The sequence below is a fragment of the Nonomuraea deserti genome, assembly GCF_004348685.1.
GTDB lineage: Bacteria > Actinomycetota > Actinomycetes > Streptosporangiales > Streptosporangiaceae > Nonomuraea > Nonomuraea deserti.
In genome coordinates this window covers 22856-43567 of the sequence record NZ_SMKO01000071.1, presented here as the reverse complement: position 1 = coordinate 43567, position 20712 = coordinate 22856, and the positions used below count along the sequence as shown (strand labels likewise).

The window sequence follows — 20712 nt, the reverse complement described above, 5'->3', positions numbered from 1 at the left end:
TTTTTTTTTTAATGAGCCGGCCACCACCGAGATCTACCCTCGTCTAGCCGTCGGCAGTGTCAGATGTGTATAAGTGACAGGTGTGTTGGCGGGTGGGGGTTCATGGCGCGAGTTTTGGATAAGGCGCCTCGGCGGTGGGTCGGTGAACGCTGTTCTGTGGAGGACGCTGGGTTGTCCACAGGCAGGGCATCGACTGGGGTCCGGCGGCCGTGCTGCACACCGGTCGGCCCGCGAGTGAGCCCGGCGATCGGCCCAGTACGAGCCGAGCGTGCTCCGGCGTGCGGCGTGGCGGGGATCGTGGGGGCCACGGAGGGCAGCGGCGCGGGCGTCAGATCCAGGACTTGGAGTTGAGCAGGTCGTTCAGCGACGAGGAGAGTGCCGGGTCGGCGCCTGCCTCGCCCGAGGCCCTGAACCTGGTACGGCGCGGACGCAGCGGAGACGCCCAGATCCAGAGGGTGCTCAGGGCGATGCCCGCGGCGCAGACCAGGATGACCGGACGCAGCCCGATCGCCTCCGCGAGAAGGCCTCCGACGAGACCGCCGAGGGCGAGGACGCCCTGCACCGCGAACGTCATGGTGGCGTTGACCCGGCCGCGCAGCTCGGCGGTGGTGTCGCGCAGGGTGATAGCGCCCATGCAGGTGGCGAAGGCCACCACGATGCCGCCCGTGAGCGTGCCCGTCACGGCCAGGACCGACAGTTTCCACCACAGCGGGCCGGTCAGCAGCCCCACCGCGAGGATCTCCGAGGGGAAGAAGAGCACCGCGGCGAGCAGGACGCGGTTCTCGCCGTAGCGCTTGGACAGGCGGGCCGAGAGCCAGGCGCCCAGCAGGCCACCCGCTCCGCCCAACGCGATGAGTACGCCGATCAGACCCTTGGGGATGCCGAGGGTGTTCACCATGTACAGCATGTAGACGGCCGTGAACGCCATCGCGAAGAAGTTGATCGTGACGCCCGCGCCGAGGAGCGCGCGCAGGACCGGATGGGTGACGCTGACCTTCAACCCTTCCATGACGTCGCGCCACATCCCCCGGGAGGCGGCCGGCTCGTTCCGCTCCGGGGTACGGATGGAGCGCAGCAGCAGGGCGGAGGCCAGGAACGACAGCGCCTCCGCCAGTACGGCCAGCGGTGCCGTGAGCACCTGCACCAGGAGCCCGGCCAGCCCTGGTCCGCTCACGGAGGCCACCGAGTAGGACGCCTGAAGGCCGGCCATCGCCTCGGTGCGCTGCCCGGAGGGGACGACGGCCGCCAGATGGGGGAAGTTCGCGGCTCTGAACAGCACTCCGGCCGTGCCGATCACGAGGGCCACGATGATCAGCCAGCTGACGTTCAGCATGCCCAGTAACCAGGCCACGGGTACGGTGGCGGCGGCCGCGCAGGAGACGAGCTCGCAGGCGATCATCAGGGGTCGGTGCCGCGTGAGCCGGTCGGCGATCGCCCCTGACTGCAGGCCGAACAGCAGGGCGGGCACCGAAGCGGCCGCGGTCAGCAGGCCCATCTGTGAGGGCGATGCGGTCAGCAGGGTCACCGCGGTCAGGGGGATGGCCAGCTTGGACACTTCCGACCCGGTGATCGAGACCGTCCTGGCGGTCCAGAGCAGGCGGTAGTCGCGCTGCTTGCGCAGAGGAGCGGGGGCGGCTCCGAGGTGGGGGGAGGTCCCGGACGGAGGAGGAGATCCGGGTCCGGTGGCCGGGCTGTTCGCGCCGGGCGGCCCGGCGGGCGGCCCGACTGGCGGCCCGACGGCCGGGCGTTCGGCGTCACGACGGCCACGCCAGGTCTGAAAGGTTCCCTTCATAGATGTGAAGGTAATCCTTCAGAGTTGTGAAGGCAACCTTTCAGGTGTTCGGCGGGCAGGAGTACCGTGGGCACATGACGCGGGAACCTGATTGGCTCAGCGATCCGAAGGCGATGCGGGCGCTGGCCCATTCGGCGCGGCTGGCGATCCTCGTCCGACTGGCCGACGAGGGCAGCGCCACCGCCACCGAGGTGGCCGAGAACGCGGGCATCACGCCCAGCGCCGCCAGCTATCACCTGCGCATGCTCGCCAAATACGGTCTGGTCGAGGACGCGCCGCCCCGCGGAGACGGCAGGGAACGCTTGTGGAAGGTCTCGGACACGCCGATCGGCGTGGGCACCCATCCCGGCGACTCGCCGGACGTGCGCGAGGCGAAGAAGTCGTTGATAGCGCTGTTCACCAAAGAGGCCAACGAGGAGGCGGAACGTAGTTGGACCAGCCTCGACAACGACACGGAGGAGTGGCGCGACGCGCGCAGTTTCAGCCGCACCAGGATCAGGGTCGACGCCCAGGAACTCGCCCAGCTCAACGAGGAGATCAAAAAGCTGCTCGAGCCGTACGTCGCCCGCTTCCGCAGCCAGGACGAGGCCCCGAGCGGCGCCAGGATCGCCGAGGCGCAGATCAAACTGTTCCCGGTCGCGAAGCGGGTGGCCCCCGGCCTGCCCACGGAGGACCACGACGCGCCCTGACGCCTCCGGCAGCCCCCGACCCTACGGCTGAAGGGGCTCGCACGCGGCGCCGGCAGGGGGCAGGCGCAGATACGTGAGATACCGGTTGGCGTGGGCGATGACGCACTGGTTGCCCGACAGGTAGAGCGCGTGTCCCGGCCCCTCGTACCGGATCGTGGCCGAGCCGGGCACTCTGGCCGCGGCGGTGGCGACGTCCCCGTGGTCGGTCCAGGTGCCCGCGCCGAGGATCGGCGGCAGCCGGTCGGCGGGCATCGGGGCCGGAGGGTTGCCGACCGGCGTGGGCCAGCCGACGCACCCCAGCCGATGCCAGAGCTCGTTGCCCGCGAAGTTCGGCGACAGTCGTTCCCCGAGCGCCTTGAGCCGCCGGAACTCCCCGTAGTCCGCGAACATCAGCCCGTCCGCGCACTGGGTGACGTTCTGGCCGCGGAAGGACGGCACCTTCAGGCTCTTCGTGACCTGCTCGACGAGATCGGCGAAGCCGGAGGCGTCGCCCGCCGTGGCGCGGTCGATGGACCTGGCGAAGCGCTGCCAGTTGGGGAAGTCGGGGGCCGGACCCGGGCTGATCACGTCGGGCGCCGCGGCGACCTTGAAGTCGAAACCGCTGTAAGCGGTGTCACTCCCGCGCACGGGGACGGGCGAGCGGTCCGCGGCGGCGACGAGCCCGCGCCAGGCGGCGCCGGCGTCGCGGCCGTTGAGGGCACACGCGGTGGCGGTCTTGCACCATTCGACGAAGCGGGCGAACTGCTGCTCGACGGCCGCGGTTCTGTGCCTCAGCCGGGTCTCCTGGTCGGCCTGGTGATCGATGCTGCCGTCGATGTACAGCGCGCGGACGCGGTCGGGGAACAGGCGCGCGTACGTGGTGGCGACCACCCCGCCGTACGACGTGGCGACGAGACTGAGCCGCGGCTCGCCCAGCGCGGCCCGGATCGCGTCGATGTCCCTGGCGACGGAGGCGGAGTCGAGGTGGTCGAAGTACTCGGGGTCGGCCGCTCGGCACTCCTCGGCGTACTTCCGGTTCCGCGCCCCCACCCGGTCGTAAGCGGCGCGGTCGGCGGGAAGGGTGATCCACGGCCCGGTGGCGAGGCAGTCGAACGGGATGACGCCCAGGTCGGTGGTGTTGCGCGGCGCGAGGCTCACCACGTGGAAACGCTGCCGGAGCGTCGCGAAGGCCCCGCCCTTGTCCCTGAGGTCCTCGACGCCGTCCCCGCCCGGCCCGCCGGGAACGGCGAGAACCGTGCCCATGACGCGGTGCGCGCCGGTGGCGGGCAGCCGGGCGACCTGGATGGTGACGGTCCGCCCGTCCTGCTTCGACCAGTCGACCGGCACCTGGACGGAGGCGCACTCCAGGCTCTCGCCGCACGGCCGCCACGACAGCGCGGAGGACGCCGCGGCGCCCGGCGCGACGACGGCCGTGCCCGCCAGGAGCGCGGCCGGCAGGCCTCCCGCGAGCAGGGGCCTGACGCCGCGGCCGCGGGCAGCGATGGCGACCGCTCCCGCGGTGAGCGCCGCGACGGGGTGGGCGAGCAGCAGGGCGCCCGCCACCGGCGGCGCCAGGACGCCGTCTCCAGAGGCGATCTGGGCGGGCAGGTTCTCGAACATGTACGAGGCGATCCGCGGCCCCATCGGGCTCGGCAGCGCCTGGGCCACGATGGGCAGGACGAACATGAGCACGATCAGCGTGACCAGGGTTCCGGCGGCGGAACGGATGGCCGCGCCGAGCCCGAGCCCTGTCATCGCGGCCAGCGGCATGGCCGCCCCGGCGACCAGGAGTTCCGCCGTCACCCCCGGGTCCGCCAGGGAGAGGCCCAGCGTCCGGCCGTCGATGAGCACGTGCCCGGCGCGCTCGCCGACCACGGCCATGGTGGCGACGTGCATGCAGAACACGAGCAGCTGCCCGATCACCAGCGTGACGGCAGCCAGGGCGGGGATCTTGGCGAACAGGAACACCTGCCGCCGTGGCACGGCCACGAGGCTCGTCCCGATCATGCCGGTGGCGTGTTCCGACGTGATCGACAGGGTCCCCGCCGCGGCCATGAGGAAGTACGCGACGGGCAGCCCCGTCCCCAGCCCGGTGCCGAGGCTCTCGAAACGCAGCAGGTCGTCCCCCGTCTGCCGGTCGAACCCTCGCACGACCATGTAGGCGATGCCCGCGCACAGCAGCACGGGCAGCGCCGAGAGGGCCAGCAGGCCGAGGTTCGACCGCAGCGAGCGCAACTTCAGCCATTCGGCGGCGACGGCGGCCATCATCGGGTGCTCCCTTCCGCGGCGAACTCCAGGCTGTCCTCGGTCAGTTCCATGAACGCCTCCTCCAGCGAGGCGCCGCGCGGCGTCAGCTCGCGCAGCGCGACCCCGTGGCGCAGGGCCAGCTCGCCGATCCGCGAGGCGTCCAGGCCGGTCACCGACAGCCCGCCTGGCTCCTCGCGCACGCTCGCCCCGGAGGCCCGCAGCACGTGGGCGAAAGCCTCCTGACCGGCCGCCCGGACCAGCACGTCCCCCTCGAACCGCGCCGCCAGCTCCGCCATGGCGGTGTCGGCGACCAGCCGCCCCCGCCCGATGACCACGAGGTGGTCGGCGGTCAGCGCCATCTCGCTCATGAGGTGGCTGGAGACGAGGACGGTGCGACCTTCGCCCGCCAGCCGGCGCATCAGCTCCCTGATCCAGCGGATCCCCTCGGGGTCGAGCCCGTTGACCGGCTCGTCGAACATCAGCACGCCGGGATCTCCCAGCAGCGCGGCCGCGATGCCGAGCCGCTGCCGCATGCCCAGCGAGAACCCGGCGATCCGCCGGCCGGCGACCTCTGCCAGCCCCACCTGCTCCAGCACCTCGCCGACGCGCTCGCGTCCGATGTCGTTGCTGCGTGCCAGGCAGCGCAGGTGCATGGCGGCGGTGCGCCCGCCGTGCACCGCGCCCGCGTCCAGGAGCGCGCCGACCTCGCGCATGGGACGGCGGAAGGACACGTACGGCCGTCCGCCCACGAGCGCCGTGCCGGCGTCGGGCGTCTCCAGGCCGAGGATCACCCGCATCGTGGTGGACTTGCCCGCGCCGTTGGGGCCGAGGAAGCCGGTCACCAGGCCGGGCCGCACCTCGAAGGTCAGGTCGTCGACCGCGAGCGCGTCGCCGTACCGCATCGTCAGGTCCGTTACTGCAATCATGGGCACCCAGCCTCCGCGTGCGGGGCCGCGTCCTCCATCGCCCTGCGTCCCCCGCGACGGTGGGATTTCGCCACCCATGATGGTGGGGCCAGGCCTACCGCGCCGGTCGTGGGAACCGGGCAGACTGCTCGGGTGAGCATGACGCGCCGCATGGCCGAGCCCGTGTCCGGGCTGCTGCTGAACGCCGCCGCCGGCGTGGCGGCCTGGGTGCTGCTCGTGCTGCTGGCCGGGTGCGCGGTGCTGGTCCCGATCGGCGGGCCGGGCGTGCGGCCACTGGTCCGGGTGCGCTCGATGGTGCACAGCCTGGCGACGTTCCAGCTGGCCAGGGCGGCCCGCGTGCTCGGCCACGAGCCGGCGGGGCCGGAGCGCGCTGAAGGGCGCGAGACCGCCTGGCTGGCGGTGCAGGCCGTGACCGGCCCCGGCGGCGTGCTGCTCGTCGGCGGGGTGCTGTCGGCCGACGCCGTCCTGTGGGATCTGCAGGCGGTGCGGCCCAACAGCCCGCTCACGCTCGCCCTGTCGCTGGCGGTCGTCGCCATCGTCGCCGTGGCGGTGGCCGCCGTCCCGCTCCTGGACAGGGCGCAGGCTTGGCTGGCGGAGCTGATCCTGCGGCCCGGTGACACAGACCGGGTCAGGCAGCTGACCGAGTCGCGGGCCGCGGCGGTGAGCGCGCAGGCGGCCGAGCTGCGCAGGATCGAGCGCGACCTGCACGACGGCGCGCAGGCCAGGCTGGTCTCGGTCCGCATGAACCTCGGCCTGGCCAGGAGCGCGAGCGATCCCGCGCAGGTTCGCGCGTTGCTGGGGGAGGCGTGGGAGTCGGCCGGGCAGGCCCTGGCCGACCTGCGTGACCTGGTCAACGGCATCCACCCTCCCGTGCTGGCGGACCGGGGGCTGGCGGGCGCCGTCGAGGCCGCCGCGCTGCACGTCCCGATCACGGTGGACGTCGACATCGACCTGCCCGCCCGGCCGGAGGCGCCCGTCGAGTCCGCGGTCTACTTCGCCGCCGCCGAGGCCCTGACGAACGCGGCCAAGCACAGCGGCGCCCACCGCGCGTGGGTGCGGCTGGGCCACTCGGGCGGCGTCCTGCGGCTGGTGGTGGGCGACGACGGGCGGGGCGGCGCCGACCCGGGCGGCACCGGCATCGACGGCATCAGGCGCCGGTTGTCGGCGTTCGACGGGACGCTCGACGTCCGCAGCCCGGCCGGCGGGCCGACCGAGTTCATCGTGGAGATACCGTGCGCGTTGTCATCGCAGAAGATCTCGCCCTCCTAAGGGACGGGCTCGTCCGCCTGCTGTCGGCGTCCGGGTTCGAGGTGGTCGAGGCGGTCGACAACGGGCCGATGCTGCTCAGCGCGCTGACCCGCCACCGGCCGGACGTCGCCGTGATCGACGTACGGCTGCCACCGACCCTGACCGACGAGGGGCTGCGCGTCGCGCTGGAGGCACGCAGGCGCCGGCCGGGGCTGCCGGTGCTGATCCTTTCGCAGTACGTGGAGCAGCTCTACGCCCGTGAGCTGCTGTCCGACCAGGCGGGTGCGGTCGGCTACCTGCTGAAGGACCGGATCGGCGACGTCGAGCAGTTCGTCGAGGCGGTGCGCAGGGTGGCGGCCGGAGGCACGGCGATGGACTCCGAGGTGATCGGCCAGCTGCTCACCCGCAGGGAGCGCGACGAACCGCTGGGCCGGCTGACCCCCAGGGAGCACGAGGTGCTCGCGCTCATGGCCGAGGGCCTGTCGAACGCCGCGATCGCCGCCCGCCTGCTCGTCACGGACAAGGCCATCGCCAAGCACACCAACAACATCTTCGCCAAGCTCGGCCTGCCGCCGAGCGACGATCACAACCGCCGGGTCGTGGCGGTACTGGCCTACTTGAAGGCGGAACCGGGCTGACCCGTGCCGTTTGACCACATGCGGTCAGCCTGAGGCGGCGTGGGAGGTAGACTTTCCGGTGGCCTGTGGCACAGGCCGACTTCGCATGCCTCATTGCGGACCGCGCCATCGGTCCGGGCCAGGCGCCCGGCTGGAGCGGTTTCGGGGCATCAGGGCGGCAGACACGCGCTGTCGCGTCACAACCGAGAATCGCGCCCATCCGCAGGGCGCCCAGACCTGGAGGACCAGCACATGGCCCCCGTCGTCACCATGCGACAGCTGCTCGAGAGCGGCGTTCACTTCGGTCACCAGACCCGGCGCTGGAACCCGAAGATGAAGCGCTTCATCTTCACCGAGCGCAACGGCATCTACATCATCGACCTGCAGAAGTCGCTGTCCTACATCGACCGCGCCTACGACTTCGTGAAGGAGACCGTCGCCCACGGCGGCACGATCCTGTTCATCGGCACGAAGAAGCAGGCTCAGGAGGCTATCTCCGAGCAGGCGGCCAGGGTCGGCATGCCCTACGTCAACCAGCGCTGGCTGGGCGGCATGCTCACCAACTTCTCCACCGTGCACAAGAGGCTGCAGCGCCTGAAGGAGCTCGAGGAGCTCGACTTCGACAACGTCGCCGCCTCGGGGCTCACCAAGAAGGAGCTCCTCATGCGCCGGCGCGAGAAGGACAAGCTCGAGCGCACGCTCGGCGGCATCCGTGACATGGGCCGCGTGCCCAGCGCGGTGTGGGTCGTCGACACCAAGAAGGAGCACATCGCGATCAGCGAGGCCAAGAAGCTCGGCATCCCTGTCGTCGCGATCCTCGACACCAACTGCGACCCCGACGAGGTCGACTACCCGATCCCGGGCAACGACGACGCCATCCGCGCCGTCGGGCTGCTGACCCGGGTCGTCGCCGACGGTGTCGCCGCCGGTCTGATGGCCCGCTCCGGCGCCGCCCGCGGTGACGAGAAGCCGGCCGCCGCCGAGCCGCTGGCCGAGTGGGAGCGCGAGCTCATCGAGCAGGGCACCGGCGAGCGTCCGGCGGGTGAGGCCGACGCCGCCGCCGCTCCCGAGGCTCCGGCCGAGGCCGCCCCGGCCGAGCCCGCTCCCGCCGAGCCGGCCGCCGCGGCCGAGGCTCCGGCTGAGACCGCTCCCGCGGCCGAGGCCGAGGCCGAGGCCAGCGCCGAGGACAAGCCCGAGCAGCAGTCCTGACGGCTGATCGAGGGACGCGTCCCCACCGACGGGGACGCGTCCCGGCCTGGCGAAGCCGGGACCGCACAGGTGATAGGCCGCGGCGAGGCTGGGCAGTATGCCGGGCGAGGCCGCAGTAGGGCCGAGCCGGTGCGCGCCCCCGGGCGAGGCAGAGTTCCTGTACGGCACGCGCCCGCCGTGCCGACCCCAGGGTGGGCCGCCGATCACGGCGCCCGCCCGATCCACGACGACGAAATCCCACAAGGAATAAGAGCAATGGCTTCCGTGAACATGGCCGACGTCAAGCGGCTTCGCGAGATCACCGCTGCCGGCATGATGGCCTGCAAGAAGGCGCTCGAGGAGTCCGACGGCGACTTCGACCGCGCCATCGAGCTGCTGCGCCTCAAGGGCGCCAAGGACGTGGGCAAGCGCGAGGCCCGCACCGCCTCCAACGGCCTCGTCGCGCTCAAGCAGGACGGCGACTCCGCCGCCGCGCTCCTGGAGCTCAACTGCGAGACCGACTTCGTGGCGAAGGGCGAGCGCTTCCAGGAACTGGCCGCCCAGGTCGTGGCGCACATCCTCGAGACCAGGCCCGCCGACGTGGCGGCGCTGCTGGAGTCCTCGTTCGACGGCAAGACCGTCAAGGAGCACCTCGACACCGCCAACGCCGCGCTCGGCGAGAAGATCGAGATCCGCCGGTTCGCGGTGCTGGACGGCGGCTACGTCGGCGCCTACATGCACCGCACCGACCCGGCGCTGCCGCCCGCGGTCGGCGTGCTGGTCCAGCTCGACAAGCCCAACGCCGAGGTCGCCAAGGACGTCGCGCAGCACGCCGCGGCGATGGCCCCGCAATACCTCAAGGCGGCCTCCGTGCCCGCCGAGGTCGTCGAGAAGGAGCGCAAGCTCTTCGAGGAGATGACCCGCGAGGAGGGCAAGCCCGAGGCCGCGATCGGCAAGATCGTCGAGGGCCGCGTCAACGGCTGGTACAAAGACTTCACCCTCCTCCAGCAGACCTTCGTCAAGGACGGCAAGAAGAGCGTGGGCAAGTACGCCGAGGAGAACGGCGTCGAGGTCCTGGGCTTTGTCCGTTTCAAGGTCGGTCAGGCTTAGGCTTAGGCAAGCCGCCAGCTCAACGAACCGCCGAACGAAGGAGGCCGCCGCCGTGCAGGAACACCGGGAGCCAGCCCACGAATCCCCACGGACGGCGGCTTCCTCGTCCCCACACCCGTCAAGCCCGCTGCGGTGGAAACGGGTGATGCTGAAGCTGTCGGGCGAGGCGTTCGCCGGCAGCGAGCCGCTGGGCATCGACCCGGTGATCGTCGACCACCTGGCCGACTCGATCGCCGAGGCGGTCCAGGAGGGCGTGCAGGTCGCGGTCGTGGTCGGCGGCGGCAACATGTTCCGCGGCGCCACCCTCTCGCAAGGGGGCATCGACCGGGCCAGGGCCGACTACATGGGCATGCTCGGCACGGTCATCAACTGCCTGGCCCTGCAGGACTTCCTCGAACGGCGGGGCGTGGAGACACGCGTGCAGACGGCCATCACCATGCAGCAGGTGGCCGAGCCGTTCCTGCCGCGCCGCGCGATCAGGCATCTCGAGAAGGGGCGCGTGGTCATCTTCGGCGCCGGGCTCGGGTCGCCCTTCTTCTCCACCGACACCGCGGCGTCCCAGCGGGCTCTCGAGATCGGCGCCGAGGCGCTGCTCAAGGGCACACAGGTGGACGGGATCTACGATTCCGATCCCCGCAAAAATCCGGATGCGGTCAGATTTGACCACCTTGACTACGGCGAGGTGCTGCTCCGCGACCTCGCGGTCATGGACGCCACCGCGATCAGCCTGTGCAAGGACAACGATCTGCCGATCGTGGTCTTCGACCTCATGGGCGAGGGCAACATCCTGCGCGCCGTCCGCGGTGAGAAAATCGGCACGCTGGTCAGTCCCGCAGGCAAATGAGCGAGCGAGCCCGACACCGCCAGCTAGTAGACAGGGAGCCGCTGTGATCGACGAAACCCTCCTCGAAGCCGAGGACAAAATGGACAAGGCCGTGTCTGTCGCGAAGGAGGACTTCGCGAGCATCCGTACGGGCCGGGTCACCCCCTCGATGTTCAACAAGATCAACGCCGAATATTACGGCACGCCGACGCCGATCCAGCAGCTGGCGTCGTTCCACGTGCCCGAGGCGCGCATGGTGCTCATCCAGCCCTACGACAAGAGCTCCATGTCCGCGATCGAGAGGGCCATCCGCGACTCCGACCTCGGCGTCAACCCGACCGACGACGGCCAGGTGATCCGCGTGACGTTCCCGGAGCTGTCCGAGGAGCGCCGCAAGGAATACATCAAGGTCGCCAGGAACAAGGGCGAGCACGCCAAGGTGTCGGTGCGCAACATCCGCCGGTCCGCCAAGGAGGTCCTCGACAAGATGATGAAGGACGGCGACGCGGGCGAGGACGAGGTCAGGCGGGCCGAGAAGGAGCTCGACGACCTCACCCAGAAGCACGTCGCGAAGATCGACGAGCTGCTCAAGGTCAAGGAAGCCGAACTGCTCGAAGTCTGAGCGGCGCGCCCGGCGGCGGGCCGCCTCCGGTGGGGCCCCTGCCACCTGGGGCGAAGGCAGCGGGCATGCACTCTGCGGCCCTCGCCCAGACGGCGGGGGCCGCGGCTTTGGAGAACTCTGTGGAAAAAAGTACGGCTGGCACCAGCTCGAGCGGCGGCAGCCGTACCGGCAGGAACCTGCCCGCCGCGATCGCGGTGGGCGTCGTGCTGGGCGCGTTGGTCCTCGGCACCCTCTACACGATCAAGGAGCTGTTCCTCCTGGTGGTCGCGGGGGCCGTGGGCGTCGGCACGGTGGAGCTGATCAGGGCGTTCGCGACCCGTGACATCAAGGTGCCGGTCGCGCCCGTGCTCGCCGGGCTGGTGGCGATGCAGGTGGCGGCCTACTGGGGCGGTTCGGTCTGGTTACTGGCCGCGTTCGCCGGGTTCGCGCTCGTCCTGCTGATCTGGCGGATGTTCAGCGACGGCACCGACGGCTACGTGCGCGACGCGTCCGCGTCGGTGTTCACGCTCTTCTACCCCTGCATGCTGGCCGCGTTCGTGGCGCTGCTCCTCAAGCCGGACGACGGCGACCACCGGGTGCTGATCTTCATCGCGGTGACCATCGCCAGCGACATCGGCGGTTACGTCGCCGGGGTGCTGTTCGGCCGCCACCAGATGACGGTGATCAGCCCGAAGAAGACCTGGGAGGGCTTCGCCGGGTCGCTCGTCGCGTGTGTGGCGGTCGGCGGCTGGCTGGTGACGTGGCTGCTCGGAGGCGAGCTCTGGCAGGGGGCGCTGATCGGTGGGCTCGCGGCGGTGCTGGCGACCGCGGGTGATCTCATCGAGTCGATGATCAAGCGGGACCTCGGCATCAAGGACCTGGGCACGATCCTGCCCGGGCACGGCGGCCTGATGGACCGGCTCGACTCGCTCGTGACGGTGCTGGTGCCGGCCTGGCTGCTGATGACGGTGTTCTTCTAGCGCCTTCTACCGGTGTGTCTCCAGCGCCTCCGCTGTGACGGGGGTCAGCCAGAGCCACCGTACGGCCTCGCCCCCGAACGCGAACCCCGACATGTCAGGCATGTGGGGTGGGCTGTGCACCATCAGCACCCCCGAATACTGCGGCCCGAGCGGGAACGTCGCAGGCTCGTGATACCACTTCGCCGTGTGCCCGTGGCCGAGCCACGTGACCGAATGCCACGGATATTGCGACAACCACACCAGCAGCAGCGCCGCGTCCTTCGGGTCCTCCCGGGTGGCCACGGCCAGCTCGATCCTGGCGTACGCGCCCGGCTTGTCGATCCACTGCTCCACCGTGGGCATGCGCTGGCAGCTCATCCCCACCGTCGACAGCACGGTGAAGTCGCGATCCCGGTGAGGCGGACGCTCGGTGATGCCGACGGTCGGCAGCCGCTCGCCGCCGGCGTCCCAGTACCTGCCCGCCGGGCCGAGCGCGCGGTCCAGATGACCCATCACGAACTGCTGGAACGACGGCCACGAACCCTCGCCGTGCCGCCAGCGCCAGTAGGACTGGGCGTTGGAGATGCGCGGACGCAGCCCTTCGAGCGCCTCCGACAGCGCCCACGCGAACGGTGACTCGCCCACCGCGTCGCGCGCGTAACCGGGCATGCCCCTGTTCATGTCGGCCCAGCCGGGGATGACCGCCAGCAGGTCGTCGTCCTCGTAGAGCGCCACGCCGTCGCCCTCCTCGAACCACAGCGTGCCGAGCTGCCCGAGCGGCCGGCGGCCCTCGGGGTGCAGCGTGCCGGCCCTCGGCATCAGCGGCGGCAGGCCGGCGTTGATCCTGGCCAGGTCGACCACCGGCGGGGCGGGGCGGTGGTTGGCCAGCCACACGGCGCCGTGCACCGTGCCGTCGGGCGAGCACAGGTAAGCTACCGAGGAGTCCTCATCACGCTCGACCACGAGCGTCCGGCTGCCGTACGGGTTGCCCGCGGCGAGGACGACCTCGGCGCCACCCTCGCCAGATGCCGCCCGGAAAATCGCCATACGAGATGACTGTAGATCGGCCGGCAACCGTGACGCGAGCCCAACCAACACCAGGAATGCCACCTCCGATCCCAACGTTCATTACCCTGGCCGACAACCCCTCAAGCAAAGGCGGCAACGTGTCCCAGCCCCCAGGCCAGCTCACCTTCGTCGCGCCCCGGCGGGCCAAGCCCGCACGGCACCTGGCCGACCTGTCGATGGCCGATCGTCGGGCCGCGGTCACCGAGCTGGGCGAGAAGGCGTTCCGTGCCGACCAGCTCTCACGCCACTATTTCGAGCGCCTGACCAGCGACGTCGGCTCGATGACCGATCTGCCGGCCGCGTCCCGCGAGACGCTGTCCGCGCTGCTGCCCGAGCTGCTCACGCCGGTCAGGGAGATGGCCACCGACGGCGGCACGACCCGCAAGACGTTGTGGCGGCTGTTCGACGGGGCGCTGGTCGAGTCGGTGCTGATGCGCTATCCCGACCGGGTGACGATGTGCGTGTCGTCGCAGGCCGGCTGCGGCATGAACTGCCCGTTCTGCGCCACCGGCCAGGCGGGTCTGACCCGCAACATGTCGACCGCCGAGATCGTCGAGCAGGTGGTCTCCGGCGCTCGCGCGCTGGCCGCCGGTGAGGTGCCGGGCGGCCCCGGCCGGGTGAGCAACGTCGTGTTCATGGGCATGGGCGAGCCGCTGGCCAACTACAAGCAGGTGATCGGCGCGGTGCGGCGGCTGGTGGAGCCCGCGCCGCAGGGCCTCGGCATCTCCGCGCGCGGCGTCACCGTCTCCACGGTGGGGCTGGTGCCCGCCATCGGCAAGCTCGCCGACGAGGGGCTGCCGGTCACGCTGGCGCTGTCGCTGCACGCGCCCGACGACGAGCTGCGCGACACCCTCGTGCCGATCAACACGCGGTGGAAGGTGGCCGAGGTCCTCGACGCGGCCTGGGCGTACGCGGCCAGGACCAAGCGGCGGGTCTCGATCGAATACGCCCTGATCAAGGACATCAACGACCAGGAGTGGCGGGCCGATCTGCTCGGCAAGCTGGTGAAGAACAAACTGGTGCACGTCAATCTGATCCCGCTCAACCCCACGCCGGGCTCCAAGTGGACGGCGTCGCGGCCCGAGGACGAGCGGGCCTTCGTTCGACGGCTGCAGTTCCACGGGGTGGCCGTGACGGTCCGCGACACCCGCGGGCGCGAGATCGACGGCGCGTGCGGGCAGCTGGCCGCCGCGGAGTGAGCGAAGGGCAGCCCTGAGCCGTCCGGGCTACCGGCGGCTACGACGTCCGTCGTGTCTGCGGCGGACAGCGCCCGGCACAGGAGCGGGAGCGGGAGGCGCGCCGAGCACCGCGCCGGGAAAGAGCCTCACCCAGTGCCACCGCATGCCGCAGTCGTTCGCCTCGGTGGCGACCTCCTGACCACACGCTTCGCAGACCAGGCTGCGGCCATGATCCGGGTCGAAGCCGCAACACCCGCCCATGCTCTCGCGATCGGGATGAGGAGCCAGAGCGATGAGATCGTCGACGTTCACCACGATCGTTCCGCGTGGGCCGTTCGACCTGATCACACGTCGAGGGTTACCGCCGTACCGCACCGGCTGCAGGTGAACATGACCACGACGAGAGCCTGGCGCGAATCCCGTCGGCCGGTCAGAGAGGTCACGACCGCGACAGTCAGGATCCAGCAGGCGCGGACAGCGGCGAGGTCCGGCAGGGCCGGCCTCGTTGACGAGCTTCGCGCGCTCACCCGGTGATGCGGCACTAGCTCGTCCTGAGGCGGCGCCAGACATAGCCGGCCAGGCCGATCAGGCACCAGACCAGGGAGAGGGCGGCCAGCTCGGGAAAGCGGCCGAGCAGGTCGCCGGCGTTCGCGGCCCGCATCCAGGGGATCAGCGGCACGGTCAGCCAGTAGAGGGGCGAGGTGCTGAGCAGCAGCGTCGCGAGGAAGCCGAGCAGCAGCGCGGTGATCGAGACGGCGGGGGAGCGCATGATCGCGCGGCTGGTGAGGGCGCCCAGCGCCGTCCCGGCCAGGGCGGCCAGGGCATGCAGGGCGATCACGGCGACCAGCACGCCGGGCGGCGGGGTGGCGCTCACTCCGAGCAGCAGGGCCCAGCCCAAGGCGATCGCGGCGAGCCCGGCACACGTCGCGAAGGCCGCGACCAGCCCCGCGGCCACCTCCTTGCCCCGGCTGCCCGCCTGGATCGCCGACATCTCGCGCTGCCGGTCCGGCTCGGTGTCGAGCAGGCTCCTGGCTGCCCAGGCCAGCACCGGAACGATCAGCACGGCGCCGTCCGTGAGCACGGACGTCTCCTCGCCCTTCGGGGCTCGGCTGCCGTAGAGGATCGCGAGCAGGGCCAGGGCGAGCAGGAGCGCCTGGTAGACGCGGTGGGACCGGACGTAGGCGGCCAGGCGGAAGGCGACCAGGGCGATCATCCGCTCTCCTCGATCTCGCGGGCCTGGAAACCCTCGCCGTGCATCCTGGCCAGAAACCGCTGGACGTCGCCGGCCGGCAGCGTCACGGCCACGGTCGCGTGCCGGCGCTCGGACGGCCCGCCCGGAGGGCCTGAGCGCCGCGCGGCCGCGGCGGACGGGGCGTCCCGCGCGGTGGTGGCGGCCCCGGTTGCGGCGGGCTCGGCTTCCGGCGCGGGGGTGTCCGACGTGCTCTCCTTCAGCCGGCCGGCGATCATCGACCAGTGGCGGACACCGTGCAGGGCACGCAGACCGGCCTGGTGGTCGCTGGCGATGACGATGCCGCCCCCGGCCGCCACCTCGGTCGCGATCGCGGGCAGCGCCTCGCGCGTGTCGGCGTCGAGCCCGGCGAATGGCTCGTCGAGGATCAGCAGTCCCGGCTCGGCCATCAGCGCCTGGACCAGCCCCACCTTGTGGGCGCTGCCCTTCGACAGCTCACCCAGCGGGAGTCCGAGCAGGTGGCTCAGGGCCAGGCGCTCCGCCCACGGCTCCCAGGGGGCGCCGCCGCGCACCCGTGACATGTGCCGCAGGTACTGCGTCACCGTGAAAGGCTGGCCCGCGGGAAAGCGGTCGGGGGCGAAGCCGACGACCGCCGGGCGGCCGGTGATCGTGCCCGCGGTCGGCCGGGCGAGCCCCGCGAGGAGGCGGAGCAGGGTCGACTTGCCCGCTCCGTTCGCCCCGGTCAGCTCGATCACGTCGCCGGGGGAGAGCTCGGCGTCGGCGTCTTCGATGATCAGTGGATCGCGCCACCGGTAGCGGAAGGATACGTGGGAGAGACGCATGGTGCTGTAACGGTATAGGCGGGGCCGCATCGTCGTGATAAAAGACCGCATCGGGTAACACGCTCGAAATGTCAAAATAGAGGTCCCGGCGTCATCTCAAGAGGAGCAAGGCTTGAACCGCTTTCCGCGGGTCATGGGCATGCGTTCAGGCTATGACCCCGCCGAAGTCGACGCCCTGATCGGGCGGATCGAGTCGACCCTCGGCAGGGGCTCGCACACCATGGAGCCCGTCACTGCCGACGAGGTGCGCGGCGCGACGTTCCGCGCCAAACGCGGCGGCTACCAGGAGACCGCCGTCGACTTCGCGCTCGAGGCGTTCGTGGTGGCGCTGGAGACGCAGGCCAAGCGGCCCGTACGACTGGCCATGGCCGAGCCCACCGGCGAGATGCTGCGGGAGGAGTGGTTCGAGACCCAGGCCGCCCGCGTCGAGCGGGTGGCCTTCCGTCCAGGACGTATGGGCACCGGCTACAACGAGGACGAGATCGACGCCTTCCTCGACCGGATCGTGGCCACCCTGCGCGGCACGACCGACTACCCGGTCACGGCGAAGGAGGTGCGGGAGGCCACGTTCTCCACCGTGATGTTCCGGTCCGGCTACCTGATCGCGGACGTCGACTCCTTCCTGGCCGACATCGCCGAAGTTCTCGACCAGCGCACCTAGACGTCCTCCAGCGTGCCGGGCAGGCCGTACCCGATGACCCATAATGAGGTCTATGTCGATATCGGTGCGCCCCATCGGGCCTGACGACACCGAGGCGGTGGCCCGCGTGCTCAGCGAGAGCTGGGGTGGCACCACCGTGATCGCGCTGGGTCGCGGCGAGCTGGTGGACGCGGTCGAGTTGCCCGGCTTCGTCGCGGAGAGCGGCGGCGAGGTGGCGGGCGTGCTCACCTACCTCGACCGTGACGGGTCCGTCGAGATCGTGACGGTCGACGCGGTGTTGTCCGGGCAGGGGGTCGGCCGGGCCCTGCTCGACGCCGTACGCGCCCTCGCGTCCGAACGCGGGATGGCGCGGCTCACGCTGATCACTACCAACGACAACACTCATGCCCTGCGTTTCTACCAGCGTTACGGCTTCGACCTCGTCGCCCTGCACCGCAACGCGGCGGACGAGGCACGCGAGCTCAAACCCGCCATCCCCGCGGAGTCCGACGGCATCCCGATCCGGCACTACCTGGAGCTGGAGCTGGCTCTCTGACCGCCGGCAGGGGCCGGCGCCGGCGCGGGCGCGTGGGAGCTGGGGCGGCCGGCCGGGGCGTGGGAGCTCAGCCGGTGGCCGGGGCCGGCGGGGGTTGTGCCGGACGTGCCGCCGCCGCCGGCTGCTCGGCCCGCCTCCTCCTGCTCTGCAGCAGGGCGACGATCACGGAGGTCACAGGAGCGGCCAGGAACGCGCCGGTGATGCCCGCGATCACGCTGCCCACCGTGATGGCGACCAGGATGACCGCGCCGGGCAGGTCAAGGGCCTTGCCGTAGATCTGCGGCGCCAGTACGTGCCCCTCCATCTGCTGCACGGCCACCGTCACCGCGACCACGATCAGCGCCACCAGCCAGCCCTTGGCCACGAGCGCTACCACCGCGGCCAGCAGCCCCGCCATGAACGCCCCCACCACCGGCAGGAACGCCCCCACGAACGTCAGCACCGCGAGCGGCAGCGCGAGCGGCACCCCGAGGATCCACAGCGCGAGGCCGATGAAGAACCCGTCGACGGCGCCCACGATCGCCACCCCGCGGATGTAGCGGCCGATCACGGAGAAGATCAGGTCGCCGGTCCTGGTCAGGCGGTTCCTGGCGGAGGCGGGTGCGAGGTCCACGAGCCAGCGGAAGAGCCGGTCGCCGCCGTGCACGAAGTAGACCGACAGGATGACGGCCAGCACGGCGCCGACGACGATCTCGCCGACCGTCCTGACCCCGGCCAGCGCCCCCGTGGTGATCTGCCTGCCCTGCCCCGACAGGTAGTCCCTGGCCTGGGTGAGCAGCCGCTGGTCGTCCAGCCCGACGGCGGCGACCAGGCGGTGCAGGTCGCGCAGCACCTGGTCGACGCTCGTGCGCAGCTCCGACACGCTGGCGACGGTGGGCGGCACCAGCAGCGCGATGAGCGCGCCCGCCAGCACCAGCCCGCCGACGAACGTGACCGCGGTGGCCGCCGCCCTGTTGCACCCCCGTGACCTGAGCCAGCGGGCCGGCGGCAGCAGCAGCGCGGTCAGGAACACGCCGATGACGATGGAGATGGCCACCGTACGCACGTGGTGCAGGCAGAACAACGCCACCGCGATGACCGCGAACCACCCGAGCAACCGCCACGGCCCCATGCCCAACCCCCCGATCGCGCCTGGTCACAGGCCTTCCCTCGGAAGATCGGGGGCAACCCAGGTCAGGTCGGCGGGGCGAGGTGCGGGCGCTGGGAGCGCTTGTTGGACTCGTACTCCTCCCGCGCGGCGTAGGTGGCGCTCGTCGTCGCCACCTGCGCGACGGGCACGTCCCACCAGGCCTCCGACGAGGGTACGTCGTCCGCCAGCCGGTCGGTGCGTACGTGGATCACGGTGGTCTCCGTCGCCGACCGGGCCGCGTCGAGCGCCTTGCGCAGGTCGGCGACCGACTCGGGGCGCAGCACCGAGGCGCCGAGGCTGGCCGCGTTGGCGGCCAGGTCGACGGGGAGCGGGCTGCCGTCGCGACGGGCGTAGGAGGTGCCGAGCCGCTCGGCGCCGACGCTCTCCGACAGGCGGCCGATGGAGGCGAATCCGGAGTTGTCGACCAGGACGACGATCAGCTTGATGCCCTCGGAGACGGCCGTGACGAGCTCCTGCGCCATCATGAGGTAGGAGCCGTCGCCCACGAGCACGAACACCTCGCGCTCCGGCGCCGCCATCTTGACGCCCAGGCCGCCTGCGATCTCGTAGCCCATGCAGGAGTAGCCGTACTCGACGTGGTAGCTGCCGGGGCCGCTGGGCCGCCAGAGTTTGTGCAGGTCGCCGGGCATCGACCCGGCCGCGCACACCACCACGCCGTCGTCGCCGGCCGCCGCGTTGACCGCGCCGATCACCGCCGACTGCGGCAGCGGCGAGCCCTCCAGCGCGTACGCCGCGTCGACGGCGGCGTCCCAGGCACGGGTGAGCTCGGCGGCCCGGGCGCGGTAGGCGGGTGGCGTGGTCCATCTTGCGCACGCCTGGCCCAGGTCGGCCAGCGCCTCGCGGGCGTCGGCGACCAGTTGCAGGCCGGACAGCTTGGCGGCGTCGAAGCCGGTGATGTTGACGTTCACGAACCGCGCGCCGGGGGCGAAGATCGTCCGGGAGGCGGTGGTGAAGTCGCTGTAGCGGGTGCCCACGCCGATGATCACGTCGGCCTCGCGGGCCAGCGTGTTGGCGGCCGTGGTGCCGGTGGCGCCGATGGCGCCCATCGCGAGCGGATGGCCGTGGGGGAGCGCGCCCTTGCCCGCCTGGGTCTCGGCGACCGGGATGCCGTGCGCCTCGGCGAAGGCGCGCAGCTCGTCCGTGGCCTCGCTGTAGATCGCCCCGCCGCCGGCGACGATCAGCGGGCGCTCGGCCGAGGCGATCAGTTCGGCGGCCCTGGCCAGGGCGGCGCGCTCGGGGCGCGGCCGGGCAATGTGCCACACGCGGCGGGCGAACAGCTCGTCCGGCCAGTCGAACGCCTCCGCCTGGACGTCCTGCGGCAGCGCCAGCGTCACCGCGCCGGTCTCGGCGGGGTCGGTGAGCACCCGCATGGCGGCCAGCAGCGCGGACGGGAGCTGCTCGGGGCGGTTGATCCGGTCCCAGAAGCGGGAGACCGGCTTGAAGCAGTCGTTGACCGAGATGTCGTAGGAGCGGGTGTCCTCCAGCTCCTGCAGCACCGGGCTCGCCACGCGGGTGGAGAAGATGTCGCCGGGCAGCAGCAGCACGGGCAGCCGGTTGATCGTCGCGCCGGCCGCGCCGGTGACCATGTTGGTCGCGCCGGGGCCGATCGAGGTGGTGCAGGCCAGGGTCGTCAGCCGGTTGCCGGCGCGGGCGTAGGCGGCGGCGGTGTGCACCATCGCCTGCTCGTTGCGGGTCAGGTGGTAGGGCAGGTCGCCGGCGGAGGTGGCCAGCGCCTGGCCGAGGCCGGCGACGTTGCCGTGGCCGAAGATGCCGGCGCAGCCGCCGAAGAACCGCCGCTCCACGCCGTCGCGCTCGCTCCACTGCTGGGCCAGGAACCGCACGACGGCCTGCGCCACGGTCAGCCGAGTCGTCATGAGACCTCCTTCGCCGGCCTCATGACGAAGGAGCTG

General features: G+C 71.5%; 20 protein-coding genes. 12 read left to right on the top strand and 8 right to left on the bottom strand.

Features of this window, described 5'->3' with window-relative positions; genetic code table 11:
* Nucleotides 1–328 precede the first annotated feature (328 nt).
* Entirely contained in the window at nt 329–1792 is a 1464-nt protein-coding gene (locus tag E1292_RS24900; protein ID WP_220447050.1) for an MFS transporter, read from the bottom strand.
* A 74-nt stretch (nt 1793–1866) separates the two neighbouring features.
* On the opposite strand from E1292_RS24900, the gene E1292_RS24895 reads away from it, so the two are divergent.
* Nucleotides 1867–2481 (top strand): ArsR/SmtB family transcription factor, encoded by a 615-nt coding sequence (locus E1292_RS24895; RefSeq protein ID WP_132597624.1) that lies wholly within the window; start codon nt 1867–1869, stop codon nt 2479–2481.
* 21 nt (nt 2482–2502) lie between these two features.
* On the opposite strand, the gene E1292_RS24890 is transcribed toward E1292_RS24895, so the two are convergent.
* On the bottom strand, nt 2503–4728 hold the full coding sequence (locus E1292_RS24890; protein WP_132597623.1) for an alpha/beta fold hydrolase: 2226 nt from the start codon (nt 4726–4728) through the stop codon (nt 2503–2505).
* Nucleotides 4725–5633: an ABC transporter ATP-binding protein gene (locus E1292_RS24885; protein ID WP_132597622.1), complete on the bottom strand. Its 909-nt coding sequence runs from the start codon at nt 5631–5633 to the stop codon at nt 4725–4727. Before E1292_RS24885 ends, E1292_RS24890 begins: the two co-directional genes overlap by 4 nt.
* A gap of 138 nt (nt 5634–5771) precedes the next feature.
* Between E1292_RS24885 and E1292_RS24880 the strand changes: the two genes are divergently transcribed.
* From E1292_RS24880 to E1292_RS24850, 7 genes are all read left to right on the top strand, one after another.
* Nucleotides 5772–6902: a sensor histidine kinase gene (locus E1292_RS24880; protein WP_132597631.1), complete on the top strand. Its 1131-nt coding sequence runs from the start codon at nt 5772–5774 to the stop codon at nt 6900–6902.
* Nucleotides 6866–7519, top strand: coding sequence for a response regulator (locus tag E1292_RS24875; RefSeq protein WP_132597621.1), 654 nt, complete (start codon nt 6866–6868; stop codon nt 7517–7519). The genes E1292_RS24880 and E1292_RS24875 overlap by 37 nt, the downstream gene beginning before the upstream one ends.
* A 231-nt stretch (nt 7520–7750) precedes the next feature.
* Complete coding sequence (rpsB, locus tag E1292_RS24870; RefSeq protein WP_132597620.1) at nt 7751–8707, top strand: 30S ribosomal protein S2; 957 nt, start codon at nt 7751–7753, stop codon at nt 8705–8707.
* A 255-nt stretch (nt 8708–8962) separates the two neighbouring features.
* Complete coding sequence (gene tsf / locus E1292_RS24865; protein ID WP_132597619.1) at nt 8963–9796, top strand: translation elongation factor Ts; 834 nt, start codon at nt 8963–8965, stop codon at nt 9794–9796.
* Nucleotides 9797–9941: 145 nt separating this feature from the next.
* A complete protein-coding gene (gene pyrH, locus E1292_RS24860; RefSeq protein WP_220447049.1) occupies nt 9942–10640 on the top strand; it encodes a UMP kinase in 699 nt (232 codons plus the stop codon).
* 43 nt (nt 10641–10683) lie between these two features.
* On the top strand, nt 10684–11241 hold the full coding sequence (frr, locus tag E1292_RS24855) for a ribosome recycling factor (RefSeq protein ID WP_132597618.1): 558 nt from the start codon (nt 10684–10686) through the stop codon (nt 11239–11241).
* A 119-nt stretch (nt 11242–11360) separates the two neighbouring features.
* Entirely contained in the window at nt 11361–12200 is an 840-nt protein-coding gene (locus tag E1292_RS24850; RefSeq protein ID WP_246090308.1) for a phosphatidate cytidylyltransferase, read from the top strand.
* A gap of 6 nt (nt 12201–12206) precedes the next feature.
* On the opposite strand, the gene E1292_RS24845 is transcribed toward E1292_RS24850, so the two are convergent.
* Nucleotides 12207–13226: a suppressor of fused domain protein gene (locus tag E1292_RS24845; protein WP_132597617.1), complete on the bottom strand. Its 1020-nt coding sequence runs from the start codon at nt 13224–13226 to the stop codon at nt 12207–12209.
* Nucleotides 13227–13345: 119 nt separating this feature from the next.
* Between E1292_RS24845 and rlmN the strand changes: the two genes are divergently transcribed.
* Together rlmN and E1292_RS24835 are read left to right on the top strand one after the other, a co-directional pair.
* Nucleotides 13346–14446, top strand: a complete 1101-nt coding sequence (rlmN, locus tag E1292_RS24840) for a dual-specificity RNA methyltransferase RlmN (protein WP_132597616.1) — start codon at nt 13346–13348, stop codon at nt 14444–14446.
* Nucleotides 14447–14653: 207 nt separating this feature from the next.
* Nucleotides 14654–14959 carry a hypothetical protein gene (locus tag E1292_RS24835; RefSeq protein WP_132597615.1) on the top strand — a complete coding sequence of 102 codons (306 nt, stop codon included), beginning with the start codon at nt 14654–14656 and terminating at the stop codon, nt 14957–14959.
* Nucleotides 14960–14966: 7 nt separating this feature from the next.
* Here the strand turns inward: E1292_RS24835 and E1292_RS24830 are convergent, their stop codons facing one another.
* Both E1292_RS24830 and E1292_RS24825 read right to left on the bottom strand, forming a co-directional pair.
* Nucleotides 14967–15638 carry a hypothetical protein gene (locus E1292_RS24830; RefSeq protein ID WP_132597614.1) on the bottom strand — a complete coding sequence of 224 codons (672 nt, stop codon included), beginning with the start codon at nt 15636–15638 and terminating at the stop codon, nt 14967–14969.
* Complete coding sequence (locus E1292_RS24825) at nt 15635–16456, bottom strand: ABC transporter ATP-binding protein (RefSeq protein WP_132597613.1); 822 nt, start codon at nt 16454–16456, stop codon at nt 15635–15637. The genes E1292_RS24830 and E1292_RS24825 overlap by 4 nt, the downstream gene beginning before the upstream one ends.
* Nucleotides 16457–16568: 112 nt before the next feature.
* Between E1292_RS24825 and E1292_RS24820 the strand changes: the two genes are divergently transcribed.
* Nucleotides 16569–17117: a DivIVA domain-containing protein gene (locus E1292_RS24820; protein ID WP_132597612.1), complete on the top strand. Its 549-nt coding sequence runs from the start codon at nt 16569–16571 to the stop codon at nt 17115–17117.
* A gap of 52 nt (nt 17118–17169) precedes the next feature.
* Nucleotides 17170–17652, top strand: coding sequence for a GNAT family N-acetyltransferase (locus E1292_RS24815; protein ID WP_165974724.1), 483 nt, complete (start codon nt 17170–17172; stop codon nt 17650–17652).
* Between the two features lie 67 nt (nt 17653–17719).
* Here the strand turns inward: E1292_RS24815 and E1292_RS24810 are convergent, their stop codons facing one another.
* Both E1292_RS24810 and iolD read right to left on the bottom strand, forming a co-directional pair.
* On the bottom strand, nt 17720–18763 hold the full coding sequence (locus E1292_RS24810) for an AI-2E family transporter (RefSeq protein ID WP_246090307.1): 1044 nt from the start codon (nt 18761–18763) through the stop codon (nt 17720–17722).
* 62 nt (nt 18764–18825) lie between these two features.
* On the bottom strand, nt 18826–20676 hold the full coding sequence (iolD, locus tag E1292_RS24805) for a 3D-(3,5/4)-trihydroxycyclohexane-1,2-dione acylhydrolase (decyclizing) (RefSeq protein WP_132597610.1): 1851 nt from the start codon (nt 20674–20676) through the stop codon (nt 18826–18828).
* Nucleotides 20677–20712 lie beyond the last annotated feature (36 nt).

What these genes read in the sequence shown, in the direction of transcription:
- rpsB (WP_132597620.1), top strand. Translation starts at nt 7,751, where the DNA reads ATGGCCCCCGTCGTCACCATGCGACAGCTGCTCGAGAGCGGCGTTCAC.
- E1292_RS24830 (WP_132597614.1), bottom strand. Translation starts at nt 15,638, where the DNA reads ATGATCGCCCTGGTCGCCTTCCGCCTGGCCGCCTACGTCCGGTCCCAC.
- E1292_RS24900 (WP_220447050.1), bottom strand. Translation starts at nt 1,792, where the DNA reads ATGAAGGGAACCTTTCAGACCTGGCGTGGCCGTCGTGACGCCGAACGC.
- E1292_RS24890 (WP_132597623.1), bottom strand. Translation starts at nt 4,728, where the DNA reads ATGATGGCCGCCGTCGCCGCCGAATGGCTGAAGTTGCGCTCGCTGCGG.
- E1292_RS24835 (WP_132597615.1), top strand. Translation starts at nt 14,654, where the DNA reads ATGATCCGGGTCGAAGCCGCAACACCCGCCCATGCTCTCGCGATCGGG.
- tsf (WP_132597619.1), top strand. Translation starts at nt 8,963, where the DNA reads ATGGCTTCCGTGAACATGGCCGACGTCAAGCGGCTTCGCGAGATCACC.
- E1292_RS24825 (WP_132597613.1), bottom strand. Translation starts at nt 16,456, where the DNA reads ATGCGTCTCTCCCACGTATCCTTCCGCTACCGGTGGCGCGATCCACTG.
- iolD (WP_132597610.1), bottom strand. Translation starts at nt 20,676, where the DNA reads ATGACGACTCGGCTGACCGTGGCGCAGGCCGTCGTGCGGTTCCTGGCC.
- E1292_RS24885 (WP_132597622.1), bottom strand. Translation starts at nt 5,633, where the DNA reads ATGATTGCAGTAACGGACCTGACGATGCGGTACGGCGACGCGCTCGCG.
- E1292_RS24895 (WP_132597624.1), top strand. Translation starts at nt 1,867, where the DNA reads ATGACGCGGGAACCTGATTGGCTCAGCGATCCGAAGGCGATGCGGGCG.
- E1292_RS24810 (WP_246090307.1), bottom strand. Translation starts at nt 18,763, where the DNA reads ATGGGGCCGTGGCGGTTGCTCGGGTGGTTCGCGGTCATCGCGGTGGCG.
- E1292_RS24845 (WP_132597617.1), bottom strand. Translation starts at nt 13,226, where the DNA reads ATGGCGATTTTCCGGGCGGCATCTGGCGAGGGTGGCGCCGAGGTCGTC.
- pyrH (WP_220447049.1), top strand. Translation starts at nt 9,942, where the DNA reads ATGCTGAAGCTGTCGGGCGAGGCGTTCGCCGGCAGCGAGCCGCTGGGC.
- E1292_RS24880 (WP_132597631.1), top strand. Translation starts at nt 5,772, where the DNA reads ATGACGCGCCGCATGGCCGAGCCCGTGTCCGGGCTGCTGCTGAACGCC.
- E1292_RS24815 (WP_165974724.1), top strand. Translation starts at nt 17,170, where the DNA reads ATGTCGATATCGGTGCGCCCCATCGGGCCTGACGACACCGAGGCGGTG.